14 protein-coding genes and 1 pseudogene are annotated in these 16,656 nt (G+C 64.6%); 9 read left to right on the forward strand and 6 right to left on the reverse strand.

Going from position 1 to position 16,656, the window contains the following annotated elements; translation table 11 throughout:
• The first annotated feature begins 1 nt into the window (after position 1).
• The 6 genes and pseudogenes from VIQ49_RS28785 to VIQ49_RS28810 all read left to right on the forward strand — a co-directional run bounded on the left by VIQ49_RS28785 (position 2) and on the right by VIQ49_RS28810 (position 6,927).
• Complete coding sequence (locus VIQ49_RS28785) at positions 2–1,513, forward strand: leucyl aminopeptidase (protein WP_331890574.1); 1,512 nt, start codon at positions 2–4, stop codon at positions 1,511–1,513.
• Positions 1,514–1,646: 133 nt separating this feature from the next.
• Positions 1,647–3,377 carry a 2-oxoglutarate dehydrogenase, E2 component, dihydrolipoamide succinyltransferase gene (sucB, locus tag VIQ49_RS28790; protein ID WP_331890604.1) on the forward strand — a complete coding sequence of 577 codons (1,731 nt, stop codon included), beginning with the start codon at positions 1,647–1,649 and terminating at the stop codon, positions 3,375–3,377.
• Between the two features lie 8 nt (positions 3,378–3,385).
• A pseudogene (locus tag VIQ49_RS28795) lies at positions 3,386–4,287 on the forward strand (TIGR01777 family oxidoreductase).
• Entirely contained in the window at positions 4,287–5,036 is a 750-nt protein-coding gene (lipB, locus tag VIQ49_RS28800) for a lipoyl(octanoyl) transferase LipB (RefSeq protein ID WP_331890576.1), read from the forward strand. Before VIQ49_RS28795 ends, lipB begins: the two are co-directional and overlap by 1 nt.
• The gene (gene lipA, locus VIQ49_RS28805) at positions 5,033–6,085 is read left to right on the forward strand and encodes a lipoyl synthase (RefSeq protein ID WP_331890578.1); all 1,053 of its coding nucleotides are present in this window, start codon (positions 5,033–5,035) and stop codon (positions 6,083–6,085) included. The genes lipB and lipA overlap by 4 nt, the downstream gene beginning before the upstream one ends.
• A gap of 101 nt (positions 6,086–6,186) precedes the next feature.
• Positions 6,187–6,927 carry a DUF4191 domain-containing protein gene (locus VIQ49_RS28810; RefSeq protein ID WP_331890580.1) on the forward strand — a complete coding sequence of 247 codons (741 nt, stop codon included), beginning with the start codon at positions 6,187–6,189 and terminating at the stop codon, positions 6,925–6,927.
• A 77-nt stretch (positions 6,928–7,004) separates the two neighbouring features.
• On the opposite strand, the gene VIQ49_RS28815 is transcribed toward VIQ49_RS28810, so the two are convergent.
• The gene (locus VIQ49_RS28815; RefSeq protein ID WP_331890582.1) at positions 7,005–7,472 is read right to left on the reverse strand and encodes an RDD family protein; all 468 of its coding nucleotides are present in this window, start codon (positions 7,470–7,472) and stop codon (positions 7,005–7,007) included.
• 253 nt (positions 7,473–7,725) lie between these two features.
• Here VIQ49_RS28815 and glnA point away from each other — a divergent pair, with 253 nt between their 5' ends.
• Positions 7,726–9,159 (forward strand): type I glutamate--ammonia ligase, encoded by a 1,434-nt coding sequence (glnA, locus tag VIQ49_RS28820; RefSeq protein ID WP_331890584.1) that lies wholly within the window; start codon positions 7,726–7,728, stop codon positions 9,157–9,159.
• Between the two features lie 111 nt (positions 9,160–9,270).
• Here the strand turns inward: glnA and VIQ49_RS28825 are convergent, their stop codons facing one another.
• Complete coding sequence (locus tag VIQ49_RS28825) at positions 9,271–10,506, reverse strand: cytochrome P450 (RefSeq protein ID WP_331890586.1); 1,236 nt, start codon at positions 10,504–10,506, stop codon at positions 9,271–9,273.
• An 18-nt stretch (positions 10,507–10,524) separates the two neighbouring features.
• Complete coding sequence (locus VIQ49_RS28830) at positions 10,525–11,592, reverse strand: dihydrodipicolinate reductase (protein ID WP_331890588.1); 1,068 nt, start codon at positions 11,590–11,592, stop codon at positions 10,525–10,527.
• 196 nt (positions 11,593–11,788) lie between these two features.
• Between VIQ49_RS28830 and VIQ49_RS28835 the strand changes: the two genes are divergently transcribed.
• Positions 11,789–13,090 carry an amidohydrolase family protein gene (locus VIQ49_RS28835; RefSeq protein WP_331890590.1) on the forward strand — a complete coding sequence of 434 codons (1,302 nt, stop codon included), beginning with the start codon at positions 11,789–11,791 and terminating at the stop codon, positions 13,088–13,090.
• Between the two features lie 49 nt (positions 13,091–13,139).
• The gene (locus VIQ49_RS28840) at positions 13,140–14,642 is read left to right on the forward strand and encodes an acyl-CoA carboxylase subunit beta (protein ID WP_331890592.1); all 1,503 of its coding nucleotides are present in this window, start codon (positions 13,140–13,142) and stop codon (positions 14,640–14,642) included.
• Between the two features lie 73 nt (positions 14,643–14,715).
• Here VIQ49_RS28840 and VIQ49_RS28845 read toward each other — a convergent pair whose 3' ends face one another.
• From VIQ49_RS28845 to VIQ49_RS28855, 3 genes are all read right to left on the reverse strand, one after another.
• Positions 14,716–15,525: an NAD(P)-dependent oxidoreductase gene (locus tag VIQ49_RS28845; protein WP_331890594.1), complete on the reverse strand. Its 810-nt coding sequence runs from the start codon at positions 15,523–15,525 to the stop codon at positions 14,716–14,718.
• A gap of 30 nt (positions 15,526–15,555) precedes the next feature.
• Positions 15,556–16,404, reverse strand: a complete 849-nt coding sequence (locus VIQ49_RS28850) for a mycofactocin-coupled SDR family oxidoreductase (RefSeq protein WP_331890596.1) — start codon at positions 16,402–16,404, stop codon at positions 15,556–15,558.
• A gap of 57 nt (positions 16,405–16,461) precedes the next feature.
• Positions 16,462–16,656: aldehyde dehydrogenase family protein (locus tag VIQ49_RS28855; RefSeq protein ID WP_331890598.1), on the reverse strand; the 195-nt coding region annotated here is incomplete at its 5' end.

The following is a 16,656-nucleotide window of genomic DNA, read 5'->3' on the forward strand; positions in this document are numbered from 1 at the left end:
TGTGAGCAAGTCAAGCGCAATACGTCAGCTGGGTCCGCAACTGTCTCTGGTCACCGGGATCAGCAAGGACGACGACGTTCTGGTCATCGGACTGACCTCGGCCGAAGAAGACGGGGCACCGAGCCTGGTCATCGGTGAAGGTCTCTTCGACGATGCCACCGCCTCCGCGATCGACGACGCGCTCGCCGCCGTCGGCGCCAAGGGTTCGGCCGGTGAACTGACCAAACTTCCCGCCCCCGCGGGCCTCGGCGTCACCTCGGTGCTCGCCGTCGGACTCGGTTCGCCGGACAAGCTCGACGACGCCGAACACGTTCGCCGTCAGGCCGGTGTCGCCGCCCGCAGCCTGCAGGGTGTGGCAACCGCCGTGACTAGCCTCCCGGCCGCCGATCTGGCCGCGGCCGCCGAAGGATTCTTCCTGGGCGCGTACCGATTCGACGAGTTCCGTTCGACTCCGCCCGAGAAGGCTCCGCTGGCGGCGGTTGGCCTGATCGTGCCCGCGGTCGACAAGACCACACAGGCCGAACTCGATCGCGCCAAGGCCATCGCCCGGGCGGTGTCCATCGCACGCGACTTCGTGAACACCCCGCCGAGCCACCTGTTCCCCGAGGAGTTCGCCGACCGTGCGAAGGCCCTCGGATCAGCGGCCGGACTCAAGGTCGAGATCCTCGACGAGTCCGCTCTGGACAAGGCCGGCTACGGCGGCATCATCGGCGTCGGCAAGGGCAGTTCACGGCCGCCGCGCCTCGTCCGCCTGAGCCACAGCGCCGGGAAGAAGGCCAAGACCGTCGCGCTCGTCGGCAAGGGCATCACCTTCGACACCGGCGGCATCTCGATCAAGCCGGCTGCCGGCATGGAGAACATGACGTCCGACATGGGCGGCGCGGCGGCCGTGATCGCCACCGCGATCCTGGCGGCCGACCTCGATGTCGGGGTCAACGTGATCGCCACGGTTCCGATGGCCGAGAACATGCCGTCGAGTACGGCTCAGCGTCCCGGCGACGTCCTGACCCAGTACGGCGGCAAGACCGTCGAGGTCATCAACACCGACGCCGAGGGCCGGCTGATCCTGGCCGACGCCATCGTTCGGGCGTGCGAGGACGAGCCCGACTACCTGATCGACACCGCCACTTTGACCGGCGCGCAGATGGTCGCACTCGGGACCCGTACCCCCGGCGTGATGGGCACCGACGATTTCCGTGACCGCGTTGCGTCGATCTCGCAGGCAGAAGGCGAATCGGGTTGGCCGATGCCGTTCCCCGAAGAGCTCCGCCCCGACCTCGATTCACGAGTCGCCGATCTCGCCAATGTCACCAACCATCGGTGGGGCGGAATGCTTTCGGCGGGCATCTACCTCCGGGAGTTCGTTGCGAAGGACGTGCAGTGGGTGCACATCGACATCGCCGGCCCGGCTTTCAACACCGGCGGCCCGTGGGGCTACACCGGTAAGGGTGGAACGGGGGTGCCGGTACGGACCATCTTCGCCGTACTGGAGGACATCGCTGCCGAAGGATAGGGCAAAAGGTAGGGTTAGACCGGCGGTTCGCCTCATCCGGCGGATCATCAACAACATGCCTGCCACCAACACCGGTGGTAAGGCCCAGACCGTAGACCGCACACCGGTTCTCGAAATCAAGGAGTCGACAACGATGGCCTTCTCCGTCCAAATGCCAGCCCTGGGTGAAAGCGTCACCGAAGGCACCGTCACCAGGTGGCTCAAGCAGGAGGGTGACACGGTCGAGGCCGACGAACCGTTGCTGGAGGTGTCGACCGACAAGGTCGACACCGAGATCCCGGCACCGACGTCCGGCGTCCTGATCAAGATCGTCGCGCAGGAAGACGACGTCATCGAGGTCGGCGGCGAGCTGGGCCAGATCGGCGAGGCAGGCGAGTCCGCCGGTGACAGTGCCCCGGCCTCCGAGGCGCCCGCCGAGAAAGACGCGGAGCCCGAGGCAGAGCCCGAACCGGAATCTGAGCCAGAGGCACCGGCGACCCCGGCGGCACCGGCTGCATCCTCCGACGGGTCGCCGCAGGGCACCGACGTCACGATGCCCGAACTGGGCGAGTCGGTCACCGAGGGAACGGTCACCCGCTGGCTCAAGGAGGTCGGGGATTCCGTCGCGGAGGACGAGCCGCTGCTGGAGGTCTCCACCGACAAGGTCGACACCGAGATCCCGTCGCCGGTTGCCGGCACCCTGCTCGAGATCATCGCCCAAGAAGACGATGTGATCGAGGTCGGCGGTCGCCTGGCCGTGGTCGGTTCTGCCGATTCCAAGCCCACCGTCGCTCCGTCCGATCCGGAGCCAGAGCCCGCACCCGAGCCAGAGCCAGAGCCCGCCCCGGCCGCGAAGGCAAAGCCGGAACCGAAGGAAGAGCCCAAGGCGGCACCGAAGGAAGAGTCCAAGCCTGCAGCCGACCAGGAGGCCACCCCGTACGTGACCCCGCTGGTCCGCAAGCTCGCGGCGGAGAACGACGTCGACCTCGGCGCCATCAAGGGCACCGGTGTCGGTGGCCGTATCCGCAAGCAGGACGTGTTGGCCGCCGCCGAGGCAGCCAAAGCACCGGCTACTCCCGAACCGGCTGCGGCACAGGCGAAATCGGCCCCGGCCGCGCCGGCAAAGTCGGCTCCGGCCGCACCGAACCCGGAGCTCGCCAAGCTGGTCGGCACCACGCAGAAGATCAATCGGATCCGGCAGATCACCGCCAAGAAGACCCGCGAGTCCCTGCAGGAGAGCGCACAGCTCACCCAGGTGTTCGAGGTCGACATGACCAAGATCGCCGCACTGCGCGCCGCCGCGAAGGCAGGTTTCAAGGCCAGCGAGGGTGTGAACCTGACCTACCTGCCGTTCATCGCCAAGGCAGTCGTGGAGGCACTGAAGGCGCATCCGAACGTCAACGCCTCGATCAACGAAGAGGCCAAGGAGATCACGTACTACTCCAAGGTCAACCTCGGGATCGCGGTCGACACCGAGCAGGGGCTGCTCTCCCCCGTCATCCACAACGCCGACGATCTGTCGATCGCCGGTCTGGCGCGGGCCATCGCGGACATCGCCGCGCGGGCACGGAGCAACAACCTCAAGCTCGACGACCTCACCGGTGGGACCTTCACCATCACCAACATCGGTAGCCAGGGTGCGCTCTTCGACACCCCCATCCTGGTTCCGCCGCAGGCGGCCATGCTCGGTACCGGTGCCATCGTCAAGCGTCCGGTCGTGATGACCAGCGCGGACGGTTCCGAGTCGATCGCAGTGCGCTCGATGTCCTTCCTTCCGCTCACCTACGATCACCGCCTGATCGACGGCGCTGATGCCGGACGCTTCCTGAGCACCGTCAAGCACCGCCTCGAAGAGGCCTCGTTCGAGGCGGATCTGGGGCTGTAGGACGCCCTGTGCGGATCGCCATAGCGGGATCTTCTGGCCTGATCGGCTCGGCCCTGGTGGAAAGTCTCACCGGGGCCGGCCATCAGGTCGTCCGCCTGGTCCGCCGCCCGACCACCGCCCCGGACCAGATCCGTTGGGCCCCTGATTCGTTCGGCATCGACCCCACCGCATTGGACGGGGTCGACGCGCGGTGGTGAACCTCTGTGGTCGAGGCATCGCCGATCGCAGGTGGTCCGGACACGTCAAGCAGGAGATCCGGGACAGCCGGATCATCCCGACACGGGTCCTCGCCGACTCCGTCCGGCAGGCCGGGGTCCCGATCTTTGTGAGTTCCAGCGCAACCGGCTACTACGGCGACACCGGTACCCGCGCGGTGACCGAGAAGGACGCCGCCGGGACCGGGTTCCTGGCCGATCTCACCACCGACTGGGAAGCCACCGCTCTCACGGCTCAGACGTCGGGATCGTCGACCAGGGTCGCCCTGATCCGTACCGCGCCGGTGTTGTCACCGTCCGGCGGACTGCTCGGCAAGCTTCGGCCCCTGTTCCGGCTCGGCCTCGGCGGTCGGCTGGGAAACGGGAAGCAGTACTTCCCGTGGATCAGCCTTGTCGACGCGGTGCGGGTCCTGGAGTTGGTATTGACGCGGCCGCTCGCCGGCCCGGTCAACATGTGCGCGCCCCAAGCGGTCACGAACGCCGAGTTCACCAAGAGTTTCGGGCGTGCGGCCGGACGCCCCGCGGTGTTCGCGGTGCCCGGTGCCGTGCTGTCGAAGGCAGCCGGCGAAATGGCCGAGGAAATGTTGTTGCAGGGTCAGAACGTTGTACCTGAGGTGCTGATCGACAACGACTTCGTTTTCCGCCATCCCACCATCGACTCTGCGCTCGCCTACGCAGTGGACAAGGCGTCCTGATGTCCAGTGCTCGTCTGTCCACCGAACCTCTCGAAGTCCGGTGGCTCGGCCGCGTCGACTACCAGGAGACCTTCGACCTGCAGCATCGGCTGGCGGATGAACGGGCCGACGGTGTCCTGGGCCACGACGTCCTGCTGTTGCTCGAACATCCGTCCGTGTACACCGCGGGCCGCCGTACCGAGGCCGCCGATCGTCCCACCGACGGCTCGCCCGTCATCGATGTGGACCGCGGCGGCAAGATCACCTGGCACGGCCCCGGACAGCTCGTCGCGTACCCGATTGTCGCGTTGGCCAGTCCAGTCGACGTGGTCGACTACGTCCGGCGCCTGGAAGAAGCGATTATCCACGTCTGTCAGGCGTTGGGTCTGCCGACGTTCCGGGTGGACGGCCGCTCTGGTGTCTGGGCCGTCGATCAGGCCGGGCCCACCGGGATCATGCGCCGTCCCGATCGCAAGATCGGTGCGATCGGCATCCGGGTGGCCCGGGCGGTCGCGCTGCATGGCATCGCCGTGAACTGCGATCCCGACCTCAGTGCGTTCGGATCGATCATTCCCTGCGGCATCCCGGATGCCGGAGCAGGTTCCCTCACCGGCGAACTCGGTCGCACGATCACCGTCGAGGAGGTGAGGCCGCTGCTCGCCGCGGCGGTGGCCGACGCTCTCGACGGGACGTTGCCGGTCGCCACCCACACTGCATCATCCATGGTCACCGAGCGTGACACCCCCACCCACGTAGGATCAACCCAGTGACTGTTTCGCAAGACAAACCAGCCAAGTCGAGCGCTCCGGCGTCTGTCGGCCCGAATGGACGCAAACTCCTGCGCCTCGAGGCCCGCAACTCCGAGACCCCGATCGAGCGCAAGCCGTCGTGGATCAAGACGCGCGCGACGATGGGTCCGGACTACACCGAGCTCAAATCCCTGGTCAAGAGCGAGGGTCTGCACACGGTCTGCGAAGAGGCCGGCTGCCCCAACATCTATGAATGCTGGGAAGACCGCGAGGCCACGTTCCTGATCGGCGGCGAGCAGTGCACCCGCCGTTGCGACTTCTGCCAGATCGACACCGGTAAGCCCGCGGACCTCGACCGCGATGAGCCGCGGCGGGTGGCCGAGAGTGTGGCCACCATGGGCCTGCGCTACTCCACGGTGACCGGTGTGGCCCGCGACGACCTCGACGACGGCGGCGCCTGGCTCTACGCCGAGACGGTCCGGTACATCAAACAACTCAACCCGACCACCGGCGTCGAGTTGCTGATCCCCGACTTCAACGCCGACCCGGCGCAGCTCGCCGAGGTGTTCGCGTCACGCCCGGAGGTGTTGGCGCACAACGTCGAAACGGTGCCGCGTATCTTCAAGCGGATCCGCCCGGCGTTCCGCTACCAGCGCAGCCTCGACGTCATCACCGCTGCCCGCGACTACGGCCTGGTCACCAAGTCGAACCTGATCCTCGGTATGGGCGAAACCCCCGACGAGGTCTCCGAGGCGATTGTCGACCTGCACAAGGCCGGCTGCGACATCCTCACGATCACGCAGTACCTGCGTCCGTCGCCGCGGCATCATCCGGTGGACCGGTGGGTCAAGCCCGAAGAGTTCGTAGAGCATTCGAAGTTCGCCGAGGATCTCGGTTACGCCGGTGTCATGGCCGGACCCCTGGTTCGTTCGTCGTACCGGGCCGGCCGTCTGTACGCGCAGGCGATGAGGCATCACGGACGCGAACTCCCCGAAGCGATGTCGCATCTGGCCGACGGTGGAAGCGCCAGCCAGGAAGCATCCTCACTGATCGCCCGACTCGCTCGCTGACGTTTGATCGCACGCAAGAATCGCGTGGCGGTTTCGGCACCGGCGGAGTCCGGGGTACCGCGTTGACCTGACCGCGACCACGGGCCAGTATCCTGATGAGCATGGCGAAGGCAACAAAAGCGACAAAAGAATCAAAGGCGGCGGCGAAGGCTGCTCGTAAGGAAGCGTCGCGCGCTCGCCGCAAACAGCTGTGGCAGGCGTTCCAGATGCAGCGCAAAGAAGACAAGCTGCTGTTGCCACTGATGATCGGTGTGATCGTCGGCCTCACGGTGATCGCGGTTCTCATCGGGATCTTCGTCGGCGGTCTCGTCTTCGTCCTGCCGATGGGCATCCTGCTCGGTGTGCTGCTCGCATTCATCATCTTCGGGCGCCGCGTGCAGAAGACGGTGTTCAAGAAGGCGGACGGTCAGGCCGGTGCCGCTGCCTGGGCCCTCGACAACATGCGGGGTCAGTGGCGCGTCAAGCAGGCCGTCTCCGGAACCGCTCAACTCGACGCCATCCATCGCGTGATCGGTCGGCCGGGCGTGATCATCGTCGCCGAAGGCGCTCCGAGCCGCACGAAGTCGTTGCTGGCCCAGGAGAAGAAGCGTGTTGCCCGCATCGTCGGTGACACCCCGATCTACGACATCACCGTCGGCAACGAGGAGGGTCAGATCCCGCTGAAGAACCTCGAGCGGCACCTGAACAAACTCCCGAAGAACATCGACAAGAAGCGCATCGATCAGCTCGAGTCGCGCTTGGCGGCACTCGGCGGCAAAACGCCAGGTCCGGGTATGCCCAAGGGACCGATGCCCGCGGGAGCCAAGATGCGCAGCATCCAGCGCACCGCGCGTCGGCGCTGATCACTCTCGCTGATCACAAAACAAAAGGAAACCACCCGCCCTCGGCTGACCGGGACGGGTGGTTTCCTTTTGTTCTGTCAGCGAGTGCGGATCAATGCGGTGCCGGTGGCCCGGTCGTGCATGCCGCGTCCGTCGTGGTCGTTGATCAGCGGTGGCACCAGGAAGACGATGAGGATCTGGCGGACGAGCGCCCGGACGAAACCGACTCTCGCTCCCCCGTCGACTCGCGCCACCCGCATGCCGGTGAGGTACTGCCCGGGGGTGAAGCCGAACGCGGTCACCGATCCGATGCCGACCACGAACCAGACGAGCAACACCACGTTCGACAGGATCGGCGACTGCAGGTCACGGACGAAGATCAGTGTGACGCCGCCCGACATCAGCCAGTCGGCAAGCAGTCCTAGGCAGCGATGCCACGACGATGCCAGCGAGTTCGGGCCGGACTCGGCCAAACCGAGCTTTTCGCCGCGGTATGCACCCACTTCGGTGTTCTCTCCGAGTGCCGCCTGCGGGCCCGAAAGCCACGATCCGGTAATACGTCCCATGCCTCAATCATAGATGCGCTGGGAGAACAGCCTCACCAGGCATTGTGCGGCCAACGTCACACAACAAATCCCCACGGACGGCCGTACGTAACACGGGCGAAACACCGAAGTATCCACGAAGCAACTTGACGTCAATACGGTCAGCGTTGATGATCCGCCACTCTACAGTGGACAAGGACAATCGCCAGCCCTTGCAAAACCCATGAATCTGGCGCTGGCAGCAATTGGGCACGAGTGAAGGAGTCACCCGCAGGTGTACAACACAAAGGAAGAACTGCTCGAGGGCATCAAGGCTGAGGGTGTCGAATACGTCGACATCCGCTTCTGCGACCTCCCCGGAACGATGCAGCATTTCTCGATCCCGGCATCGGCCTTCGATGAGAGTGTCTTCGAGGACGGCCTGGCATTCGACGGTTCGTCGGTTCGCGGCTTCCAGTCGATCGACGAGTCGGACATGATGTTGCTGCCCGACCCGGCAACCGCACGCATCGATCCTTTCCGCAAGGCGAAGACGATGAACGTGACCTTCTTCGTGCACGATCCGTTCACGCGTGAGTCCTACAGCCGCGACCCGCGCAACATCGCACGCAAGGCCGAGGACTACCTCGCCAGCACCGGCATCGCCGACACGTGCTTCTTCGGCGCCGAGGCCGAGTTCTACATCTTCGACTCGGTCTCGTTCAGCTCCGAGATCAACGGCACCCACTACAACGTCGAGTCGGAGTCGGGCTGGTGGAACACCGGCTCGCAGGTCGATCCCGACGGCTCACCGAACCTCGGCTACAAAGTCCGCCAGAAGGGCGGCTACTTCCCCGTCGCACCGTACGACCACTACGTCGACCTGCGTGACGAGATCTCGACCAACCTTCAGAAGGCCGGCTTCACCTTGGAGCGTGGCCATCACGAGGTCGGCACCGCCGGCCAGGCCGAGATCAACTACAAGTTCAACACCCTCTTGCACGCCGCGGACGACGTCCAGCTGTTCAAGTACATCGTGAAGAACACCGCATGGCAGAACGGCAAGACCGTCACCTTCATGCCCAAGCCCCTCTTCGGTGACAACGGATCGGGCATGCACGCCCACCAGTCGCTGTGGAAAGACGGCAAGCCGCTGTTCCACGACGAGGCCGGCTACGCGGGACTCTCCGACCTGGCCCGCCACTACATCGGCGGCATCCTGCACCACGCGCCGTCGCTGCTGGCGTTCACCAACCCCACGGTGAACTCCTACAAGCGTCTGGTCCCGGGCTACGAGGCTCCCATCAACCTGGTCTACAGCCAGCGCAACCGCTCCGCCTGCGTGCGTATCCCGATCACCGGCAACAACCCGAAGGCCAAGCGCCTCGAGTTCCGTTGCCCCGACAGCTCGGGCAACCCGTACCTCGCGTTCGCCGCCATGATGATGGCCGGCCTCGACGGCATCAAGAACAAGATCGAGCCGCACGAGCCCGTCGACAAGGACCTGTACGAGCTCCCGCCGGAGGAGGCCAAGGGCATCCCGCAGGCTCCCACCTCGCTCGGCGCTGTCATCGACCGCCTCGAAGAGGATCACGACTACCTCACCGAGGGTGGCGTGTTCACCGAGGATCTCATCGAGACCTGGGTCAGCTTCAAGCGCGAGAACGAAATCGAGCCCGTCCAGATCCGCCCGCACCCGTACGAGTTCTCGCTCTACTACGACGTGTGATCGTCTCCGACGATGCGACGTGTGATCGTCGCGTGTGATCTGAAGTAAGACAAAACAATCCGCCCGCCCGGCTTCAGCCGGGCGGGCGGATTTGTTGGTCGAGGCCCGGTTTCAGACCACAGCCGCCCGGACCGGCAGGTGCTTGAGGCCACCGACGAAGGTGGTCGCGATCAGTTCGGGTTCACCGGCCAGTTCCACCGACTCCAGGCGTGGGAGCAGTTCCGAGTAGAAGCTGCTGACCTCCATGCGGGCCAGCGCGGCCCCCAGGCAGAAGTGGACCCCGTAACCGAAGGCAACGTGATTGTTGGGGCTGCGGCCGACATCGAACCGGAACGGGTCGTCGAAGATGTCTTCGTCCCGGTTGCCCGACACGTACGACAGCAGCAGCGACTCCCCCTGCGCGACCGGCACTCCGCGCACCTCGGTGTCCTGCGCCGCGGTCCGCATGAATGCCTTCACCGGTGTGGTCCACCGGATCATCTCTTCGGCCGCCGAGGTGATCAACCCCGGATCGGACACCAAACGTGCCCGCTCACCCGGGTTCTCGATCAGCGCCTGCATGCCGCCGGCGATGGTTGCGCTGGTGGTGTCGTGACCGGCCGTGGCGATGATCAGGTAGTACGACACCGTCTCGATGTCCGAGAGCGGCTCGCCATCGATCGTTGCGTTGGCAATGGTGGACGCCAGATCGTCGGTGGGATGTTCACGCCGGGACGCGGTGACGGCGTTGAAGTACTCGAACATCTCCAGCAGGGCCATGGTCCGGTCTTCCTGGTTTGCGCCGCGGTGGTACTCAGGCTCCTCGCTGCCGAGCAACTCCTGCGTCAGTTTGAGCATCAGCGGGAAGTCGGACTCCGGCACGCCCAACAGCGACATGATCACGTACAACGGATAATTCACCGCGATCTGCTGGACGAAGTCGTAGTCGCCATCCATCGCACGCATCTTGTCGACATAGGTGGTGGCGAGTTCGGAGACCCTGGCCTTCATGGCCTTCATCGCCTTGGGGCGGAACCAGTCCCCCGCGATCGCACGCACCACCTTGTGTTCGGGATCGTCCATGTGGATCAGGGTTTTCACCTGACTCGCGATGTCCATCTCCTCTTGCACGGCCTTGATCAGCACTGGCCGCGGAAAGTTGGTGAACAGGGAGTTGTTCCGCGAAATCGCCATGATGTCTTCGTGTTTGGTGATCGCCCAGAAGGGGCGGTACTTGGGTGACTCCACCAGCGAGACCGGAGCGGTGGTCCGTAGATGGGTCAGCGCGCTGTGTAACCGTGACTCATCGGTGTAGGCCGATGGATCGGCCAATACCCCCGCTGCGTCATCGATACTCGGAACCGTCATTTCACAACCCCCTGCAGATCACTTCTCTGAGCCGGACAACACGTGCTTGCCGATTATCATCGGCAAGTCCAGGAATGTGCGGATTCCGGGCGCTGCCGCGCACACGGGTTCGATCGCGTGAACAGCATGCATCGCTGTTCCCAAACAGGCCTGGTCGTTCTCGTCTTCACCGCCGGTGGCGATCTGGGCTTCGAGGACCAGTGAGGGCGTGCCCGCCACGGTGACTTTCCATCCGCGCCCGCTGGGCCAGTCCGGGGCCTGATCATCACGCAGCCGCGTGATGTGTTCGACGGTCAGGGCAGCCCTGCCGTCGACAACCGCGGTACAACTGAATCGCTGGGCCGACACGGTTCGGGCCGCAACGCTGCCCGCCTTCACCTCGAACGCCTCGTCGGTGACCGCAACCCGGCGGTCGAAGGTGAACTCGTCGATGGTGGCGCCGAAGCCATCGGCCAGCAGCATCAGTGGCGCCCGGAACGAGGATCCGGCGACGGCCGGGTCGGACATCGGCACCTGCTCCTCCGGACGTTTCGCAAAACCCATGATGTCGAACAACATCGAGGGGCTGTCGTAGGCCGCGTAGTCGAGAAGCTCCTGCACAAGGATCGACTCTACGTGACCGCAGAGGCCAGACATGATCAGCGGCACCACTTCTGACGCCCAGCCGGGCTCGATGCCCGTGGCGTGGAACGATGTCCCTCCTTCTGCGCAGGCCGCCTCCAGCCTGTCGACCACATGCGCGCCGAGGCTCCGGGGATAGATCAGTGCGGTCACCGCGGTGGAGACGACGTTCTTTCCGGACGCCAGCAGCCGGCAGATGTTGTCCACCGCTCCAAACGGATCCATCTCTCCCTGCGCCATGTAGAGGACGCAATCGGCGTCGAGCGCGAGGATGTCATCGATGCTGTTGGTGGCGAGCACACCCGTGTCGGCGATTCCACAGACCCCACCGATGTCCCGGCCGACCTTGGAGTCGCTGTAGGCATAGGCACCCACCAACTCCAGATCGGGGTGCGCCGAGACGGCCGCCAACGCATGCCTACCGACAGTCCCCGTGGCCCACTGGATGATTCGACGTCTGCCCATAGCGCCCACATGTCCCTCGCGAAGTCGGTGTTCCGGCCTCCGGGCGATGACCGCGATCATCGCCACAACCCGGGTCGAGCCTTAACTGTAAGTCATACCGTATCCCATTCCCCAGATGCTGCGGCGCCTTCCCAACATCGTCGTTGCAGGCTAAATTGAAAGCCATACTGTATGTCCCTCGGAACGGAGAACAGTCGTGGACAGAAATGACATGATCCTGATCAGCGTCGATGACCACATCATCGAACCGCCGGACATGTTCAAGAACCACCTGCCGAAGAAGTACCTCGACGACGCGCCTGTGCTGGTTCACCAGGACAGCGGCGCCGACGTCTGGAAGTTCCGCGACATCGTCATACCGAACGTCGCGCTCAACGCCGTCGCCGGCCGCCCCAAGGAGGAATACGGGCTCGAACCGGATGGACTGGACGAGATCCGGCCGGGATGCTTCGACGTCGACGAACGCGTCAAGGACATGAATGCCGGTGGCGTCCTGGCCCAGATGAACTTCCCGTCGTTCCCCGGGTTCGCAGCGCGCCTGTTCGCCACCGACGATGCCGAATTCTCTCTCGCGCTGGTGCGGGCCTACAACGACTGGCACATCGACGAATGGTGCGGGGCGCATCCCGGTCGCTTCATCCCGATGGCGTTGCCGGTGATCTGGGACGCGGAACTCTGCGCCGAAGAGGTCCGCCGGGTCTCCGAAAAGGGTGTTCATTCACTGACATTCAGCGAGAATCCGGCGGCACTGGGTTATCCGAGTTTCCACGACCCCTATTGGACCCCACTGTGGAAGGCGCTGGTGGACACCGAGACCGTGCTCTCTGTGCACATCGGATCCTCGGGCCGGCTCTCGATCCCGGCCGTCGATTCTCCGCCTGATGTGATGATCACACTGCAGCCGATGAACATCGTGCAGGCGGCCGCAGATCTACTCTGGTCGAAGCCGATCAAGGACTATCCCGACCTGAAGATCGCCCTCTCCGAGGGCGGGACCGGGTGGATCCCCTACTTCCTCGAACGGGTCGATCGCACCTTCGAGATGCACTCCACCTGGACGCTGCAGGACTTCGGCGGCAAACTGCCGAGCGAGGTGTTCCGCGAGCACTTCCTCACCTGCTTCATCAGCGATCCACTCGGCGTGAAGCTGCGCCACGAGATCGGGATCGACAACATCAGCTGGGAGATGGACTACCCGCACAGCGATTCGATGTGGCCGGAGGCACCAGAGGAACTCGACACTGTGTTCACCGCCGAGAACGTCCCCGACAACGAGATCAACAAGATCACCCACCTCAATGCCATGCGCTGGTACTCATTTGACCCGTTCGAACACATTCCGCGCGACCAGGCCACGGTCGGGGCGTTGCGAGCGGCGGCGGCCGGCCACGACATCAGCATTCAAGCGCGCAGCCACCACACCATCGACGCGTCGCAGAAGCTGGCGAACTTCCAGACCCAGATCAAGGCAGCGACCGGGCACACCGCAGCCAAGTAGCGCCCACACCACCACTTTCGACCACTTCTCTCAAAGAGGAACGAGGCACATGACAAACGCACAGGGCTGGAAGGCAACACTCGAGGATCTCGAGCACCGGCGGCAGCACGCACACGCGATGGGCGGGCCGGAGAAGGTTGCCAAGCACCACGCAAAGGGCAAACTCGATGCGAGACAACGTGTTGCCCGCTTTCTCGATCCGGGTAGCTTCCAGGAGATCGGCACACTGGTCGGCGGCGAGATCGCCTCCGACGGCATCGTTGTCGGATCGGGAACGGTGGGCGGTAGCCCGGTGATGATCGGTGCGGAAGACTTCACCACCATGGCGGGCACCATCGCCCCGGGCAGCAACTCCAAGCGGTACCGCATCGCCGAGCTCGCTGTGCGCAACAAGGTCCCGCTGGTCATGATGCTCGAGGGCGCCGGTTTCCGCGCCACCGCACATGCATACGGCCGCACTCCCACCGATCTGCTGGCGCAGGCCCGGTGTTCGGGCCAGGTGCCGCTGGTCACGGCCGTACTGGGTTCGTCGGCCGGACACGGCGCCCTCGTCGCCCCCATCTCCGACTTCACCGTCATGAGCACCCAGGGCGCAATCTTCACCGCCGGGCCGCCCGTGGTCAAAGAGTCGACCGGCGAGACCATCACCAAAGAGGACCTCGGTGGACCTCGAACCGCGATTGCCAGCGGGGTCATCCACAACCTCGCCGACGACGACGAAGCGGCTCTCGACGATCTCCGACGGTACCTGAGCTACTTTCCCTCGAGTGCCTGGTCATATCCGCCATCTGTCGTCGCCGGCGACGACGATGACAACGAGAAGCGACCCACCACCGAGCTTCTCGACATCATCGCCCGCGACAGTCGCCGGGTCTATGACATGCACGATGTACTCGACGTCGTCTTCGATCGTCCCGACTACTTCGAGGTGCAACCGAACTTCGGGCCCGCGATCATCTGCGCGCTCGCGCATCTGGGCGGGCACCCGGTGGCAGTTGTGGCAAATCAGCCGCAGATGCTTGCCGGCTCCATCAACTCCGACGCCGCCGACAAAGCCGCGCACTTCATCAACGTGGCCGACTCCTTCCACCTCCCGCTGATCTTCCTGGCCGACAACCCCGGCATGCTCCCGGGTGGTGAATCCGAGCGGGCCGGCGTACTCCGCAGCGGCGCCCGGATGTTCGCGGCTCAAACCGGAGCCTCCACCATCAAGCTGCATGTCACGCTGCGTAAGGCCTACGGGTTCGGGTCGATGGTCATGTCGCTCATCGGGTTCGACAGCCAGGCGGCCACTTTCGCGTTCCCCGGGGCAACCATGGGGGCGATGAGTGCCGCCGCGTTGAGCCGGGCCTCGAACGCGAAGGAGGACATGAGCACGGTACTTCGCGAGATGGAACTCGAGGCCTCCTACCGGTCCGCCGGACACCTCGGATTCGACGAACTCATCGACCCCACAGAAACGCGCAATGCCCTTCTCACCTCATTGGAACTGGCCCTGTGCGGTCGCCAGGCTCCCGCCCAGCCCGTTCTGCGAACAGCCATCACTCCGTGACGACGAACAAGGTCTGAGCCCGTGCCGATGGCACGGGCTCAGACTCATCGTTGGATTCCGCTCATAGGACCGTTCAGGTGATCTTCATCGGTCCGGATTCGACCACCGAACGCAACTGGCCGAGATCAACATCCGATTCCGCCGCCGAGGCGATACAGGCCGCCACGTCCTTGGCGATGTACGGCCCGGCCAAGTCGGTGAACCCCTGGAGGCCACCGATCAGCTGCAACGATTCCACCGCCTTGCTCGAACCGCTACAGACGGACAGCGCCTCCAGCAAGTTCTTTTCGTTGACACCGAGCTTCTCACCGAGTTCGATCGCCGAGGCGACCAACTGCGCGTTGGCGGCGAACAGCACGTTGTTGATGAGCTTGAGCGCCAGCGCACTTCCCACGTCACCGGTATCGATGATCGGTGTGGCGTAGGCGGTCAGGACCGGCCGGACGCGGTCACGGACCGCCTCCGGTCCGGCCAGCAGAACTGTCAGCTCGCCGGCCAGGATGTCGTTCGACGATCCACTCACCGGCGCATCGATCAGCGTTGGGCCGGCCGGATGGTCATCCGTCAGCGCAGTGAGGGTGCTGAGCAAACCCGTGGTGTGCGAGATGATCACCGATCCAGGTTTCGCGTTGGCCATGAATCCCTCCGCTCCACGTCCGATCTCGGAGATCTGCGGATCCGAGAACACGCACAGGATCAGGATATCGCTGACCGCGGCCACCTCGGCTACCGAATCCGCAAGCCGTGCACCTTGATCCGACAGGCGGCTTCGCACCTCGTCTTTACGGGCATAGAGCAGCACCTCGTGCCCGGCGGCGAGCAAACGGGTGACCATGGGCTCACCCATCTGCCCCGCCCCGATGAAGCCGATCACCTCTGGCATGCGTTCATCCCTTCCCTTCAACCCGACTCATCAGCCCTTGTACGGCTTGGCCTTGATGAAGCCACCGGCATCGATCCGCAGTTGTGTCCCGGTGATGTACTTCGATGCGTCGCTGGCGAGGAACACAACCGCATCCGAGACGTCCTGCGGCTCGATGTACGGAACCGGCATCGCCTGCATGGCCGGGAATCCCATCTCCGCATCCTCGCGAGTCGGGTTCTCGAGGTCGGGACGGAATACCTTGTACATGCCCTCGTTGTGCAGCATGTCGGTGTTGACGTTGGTGGGATGGACCGCGTTGACGCGAATCATCCTCTTGGCCAACTGAATCGACAGATCGTTGACGTACCGGGCCACGATCTGTTTCGCCAGGCTGTAGGCCGACCCACCCGGCCCCTGATTGGTGGCGCTACCGAGCTGTGCAGCCAGCGAGCCCGTCGCGATGATGGACGACCCGTCGGCGACGTGCGGCAGGCTGGCCTGAATCACGTTGAAAACACCGGAGAGGTCGGTGTCGATCGTGTCCGACCACGACTGCATCGTCTGCCCGTCGCCCATGGCACAGATTCCGGCATTGGCGACAACGATGTCGAGGCGGCCGAGCTCTTCGACGCCGTCGGCGACCGCGTTCCACACCGCGGCCCGTTCGCGAACATCGACCACCGCGGTGACCACCCGCACGTTCTCCTTCTCGATCAGGCGCGCGGTCTCCTCCAGGTCTTCGATCCGGGCCAGCGGATACGTGTTGCCCTCCAGGTCGGCGCAGATATCCAGTGCGATGATGCTGGCGCCCTGGGCGGCCAGATTCACCGCGTGCGAACGGCCCTGGCCACGTGCCGCACCCGACACCACCGCCACCTTGTTGTCCAGTTGTCCCATGTGCTGATCCCCTTGCTGTTGATGAATTGAAGTGCGATGCCGGGTTTCGCGGTCCGGTCAGCGTTGTCGCGGCGCCCGGTGAGCGACAGTCTTCGTCTCCAGGTACTGCGCGAATCCTTCGATGCCGCACTGCCTTCCGACGCCGCTGCTCTTGAATCCGCCGAACGGTGCGTCGGCGCCCGAATAGTTGCCGCCGTTGATCGCCAACGTCCCGGTGCGGACCGACCGTGCGATCGACATTGCACGCCCCGC

It is taken from the genome of Williamsia sp. (genome assembly GCF_036566845.1).
In the GTDB taxonomy this organism is placed as follows: Bacteria; Actinomycetota; Actinomycetes; order Mycobacteriales; family Mycobacteriaceae; genus Williamsia.

What these genes read in the sequence shown, in the direction of transcription:
- sucB (WP_331890604.1), top strand. Translation starts at nt 1,647, where the DNA reads ATGGCCTTCTCCGTCCAAATGCCAGCCCTGGGTGAAAGCGTCACCGAA.
- lipB (WP_331890576.1), top strand. Translation starts at nt 4,287, where the DNA reads ATGTCCAGTGCTCGTCTGTCCACCGAACCTCTCGAAGTCCGGTGGCTC.
- VIQ49_RS28810 (WP_331890580.1), top strand. Translation starts at nt 6,187, where the DNA reads ATGGCGAAGGCAACAAAAGCGACAAAAGAATCAAAGGCGGCGGCGAAG.
- VIQ49_RS28815 (WP_331890582.1), bottom strand. Translation starts at nt 7,472, where the DNA reads ATGGGACGTATTACCGGATCGTGGCTTTCGGGCCCGCAGGCGGCACTC.
- VIQ49_RS28825 (WP_331890586.1), bottom strand. Translation starts at nt 10,506, where the DNA reads ATGACGGTTCCGAGTATCGATGACGCAGCGGGGGTATTGGCCGATCCA.
- VIQ49_RS28830 (WP_331890588.1), bottom strand. Translation starts at nt 11,592, where the DNA reads ATGGGCAGACGTCGAATCATCCAGTGGGCCACGGGGACTGTCGGTAGG.
- VIQ49_RS28840 (WP_331890592.1), top strand. Translation starts at nt 13,140, where the DNA reads ATGACAAACGCACAGGGCTGGAAGGCAACACTCGAGGATCTCGAGCAC.
- VIQ49_RS28845 (WP_331890594.1), bottom strand. Translation starts at nt 15,525, where the DNA reads ATGCCAGAGGTGATCGGCTTCATCGGGGCGGGGCAGATGGGTGAGCCC.
- VIQ49_RS28850 (WP_331890596.1), bottom strand. Translation starts at nt 16,404, where the DNA reads ATGGGACAACTGGACAACAAGGTGGCGGTGGTGTCGGGTGCGGCACGT.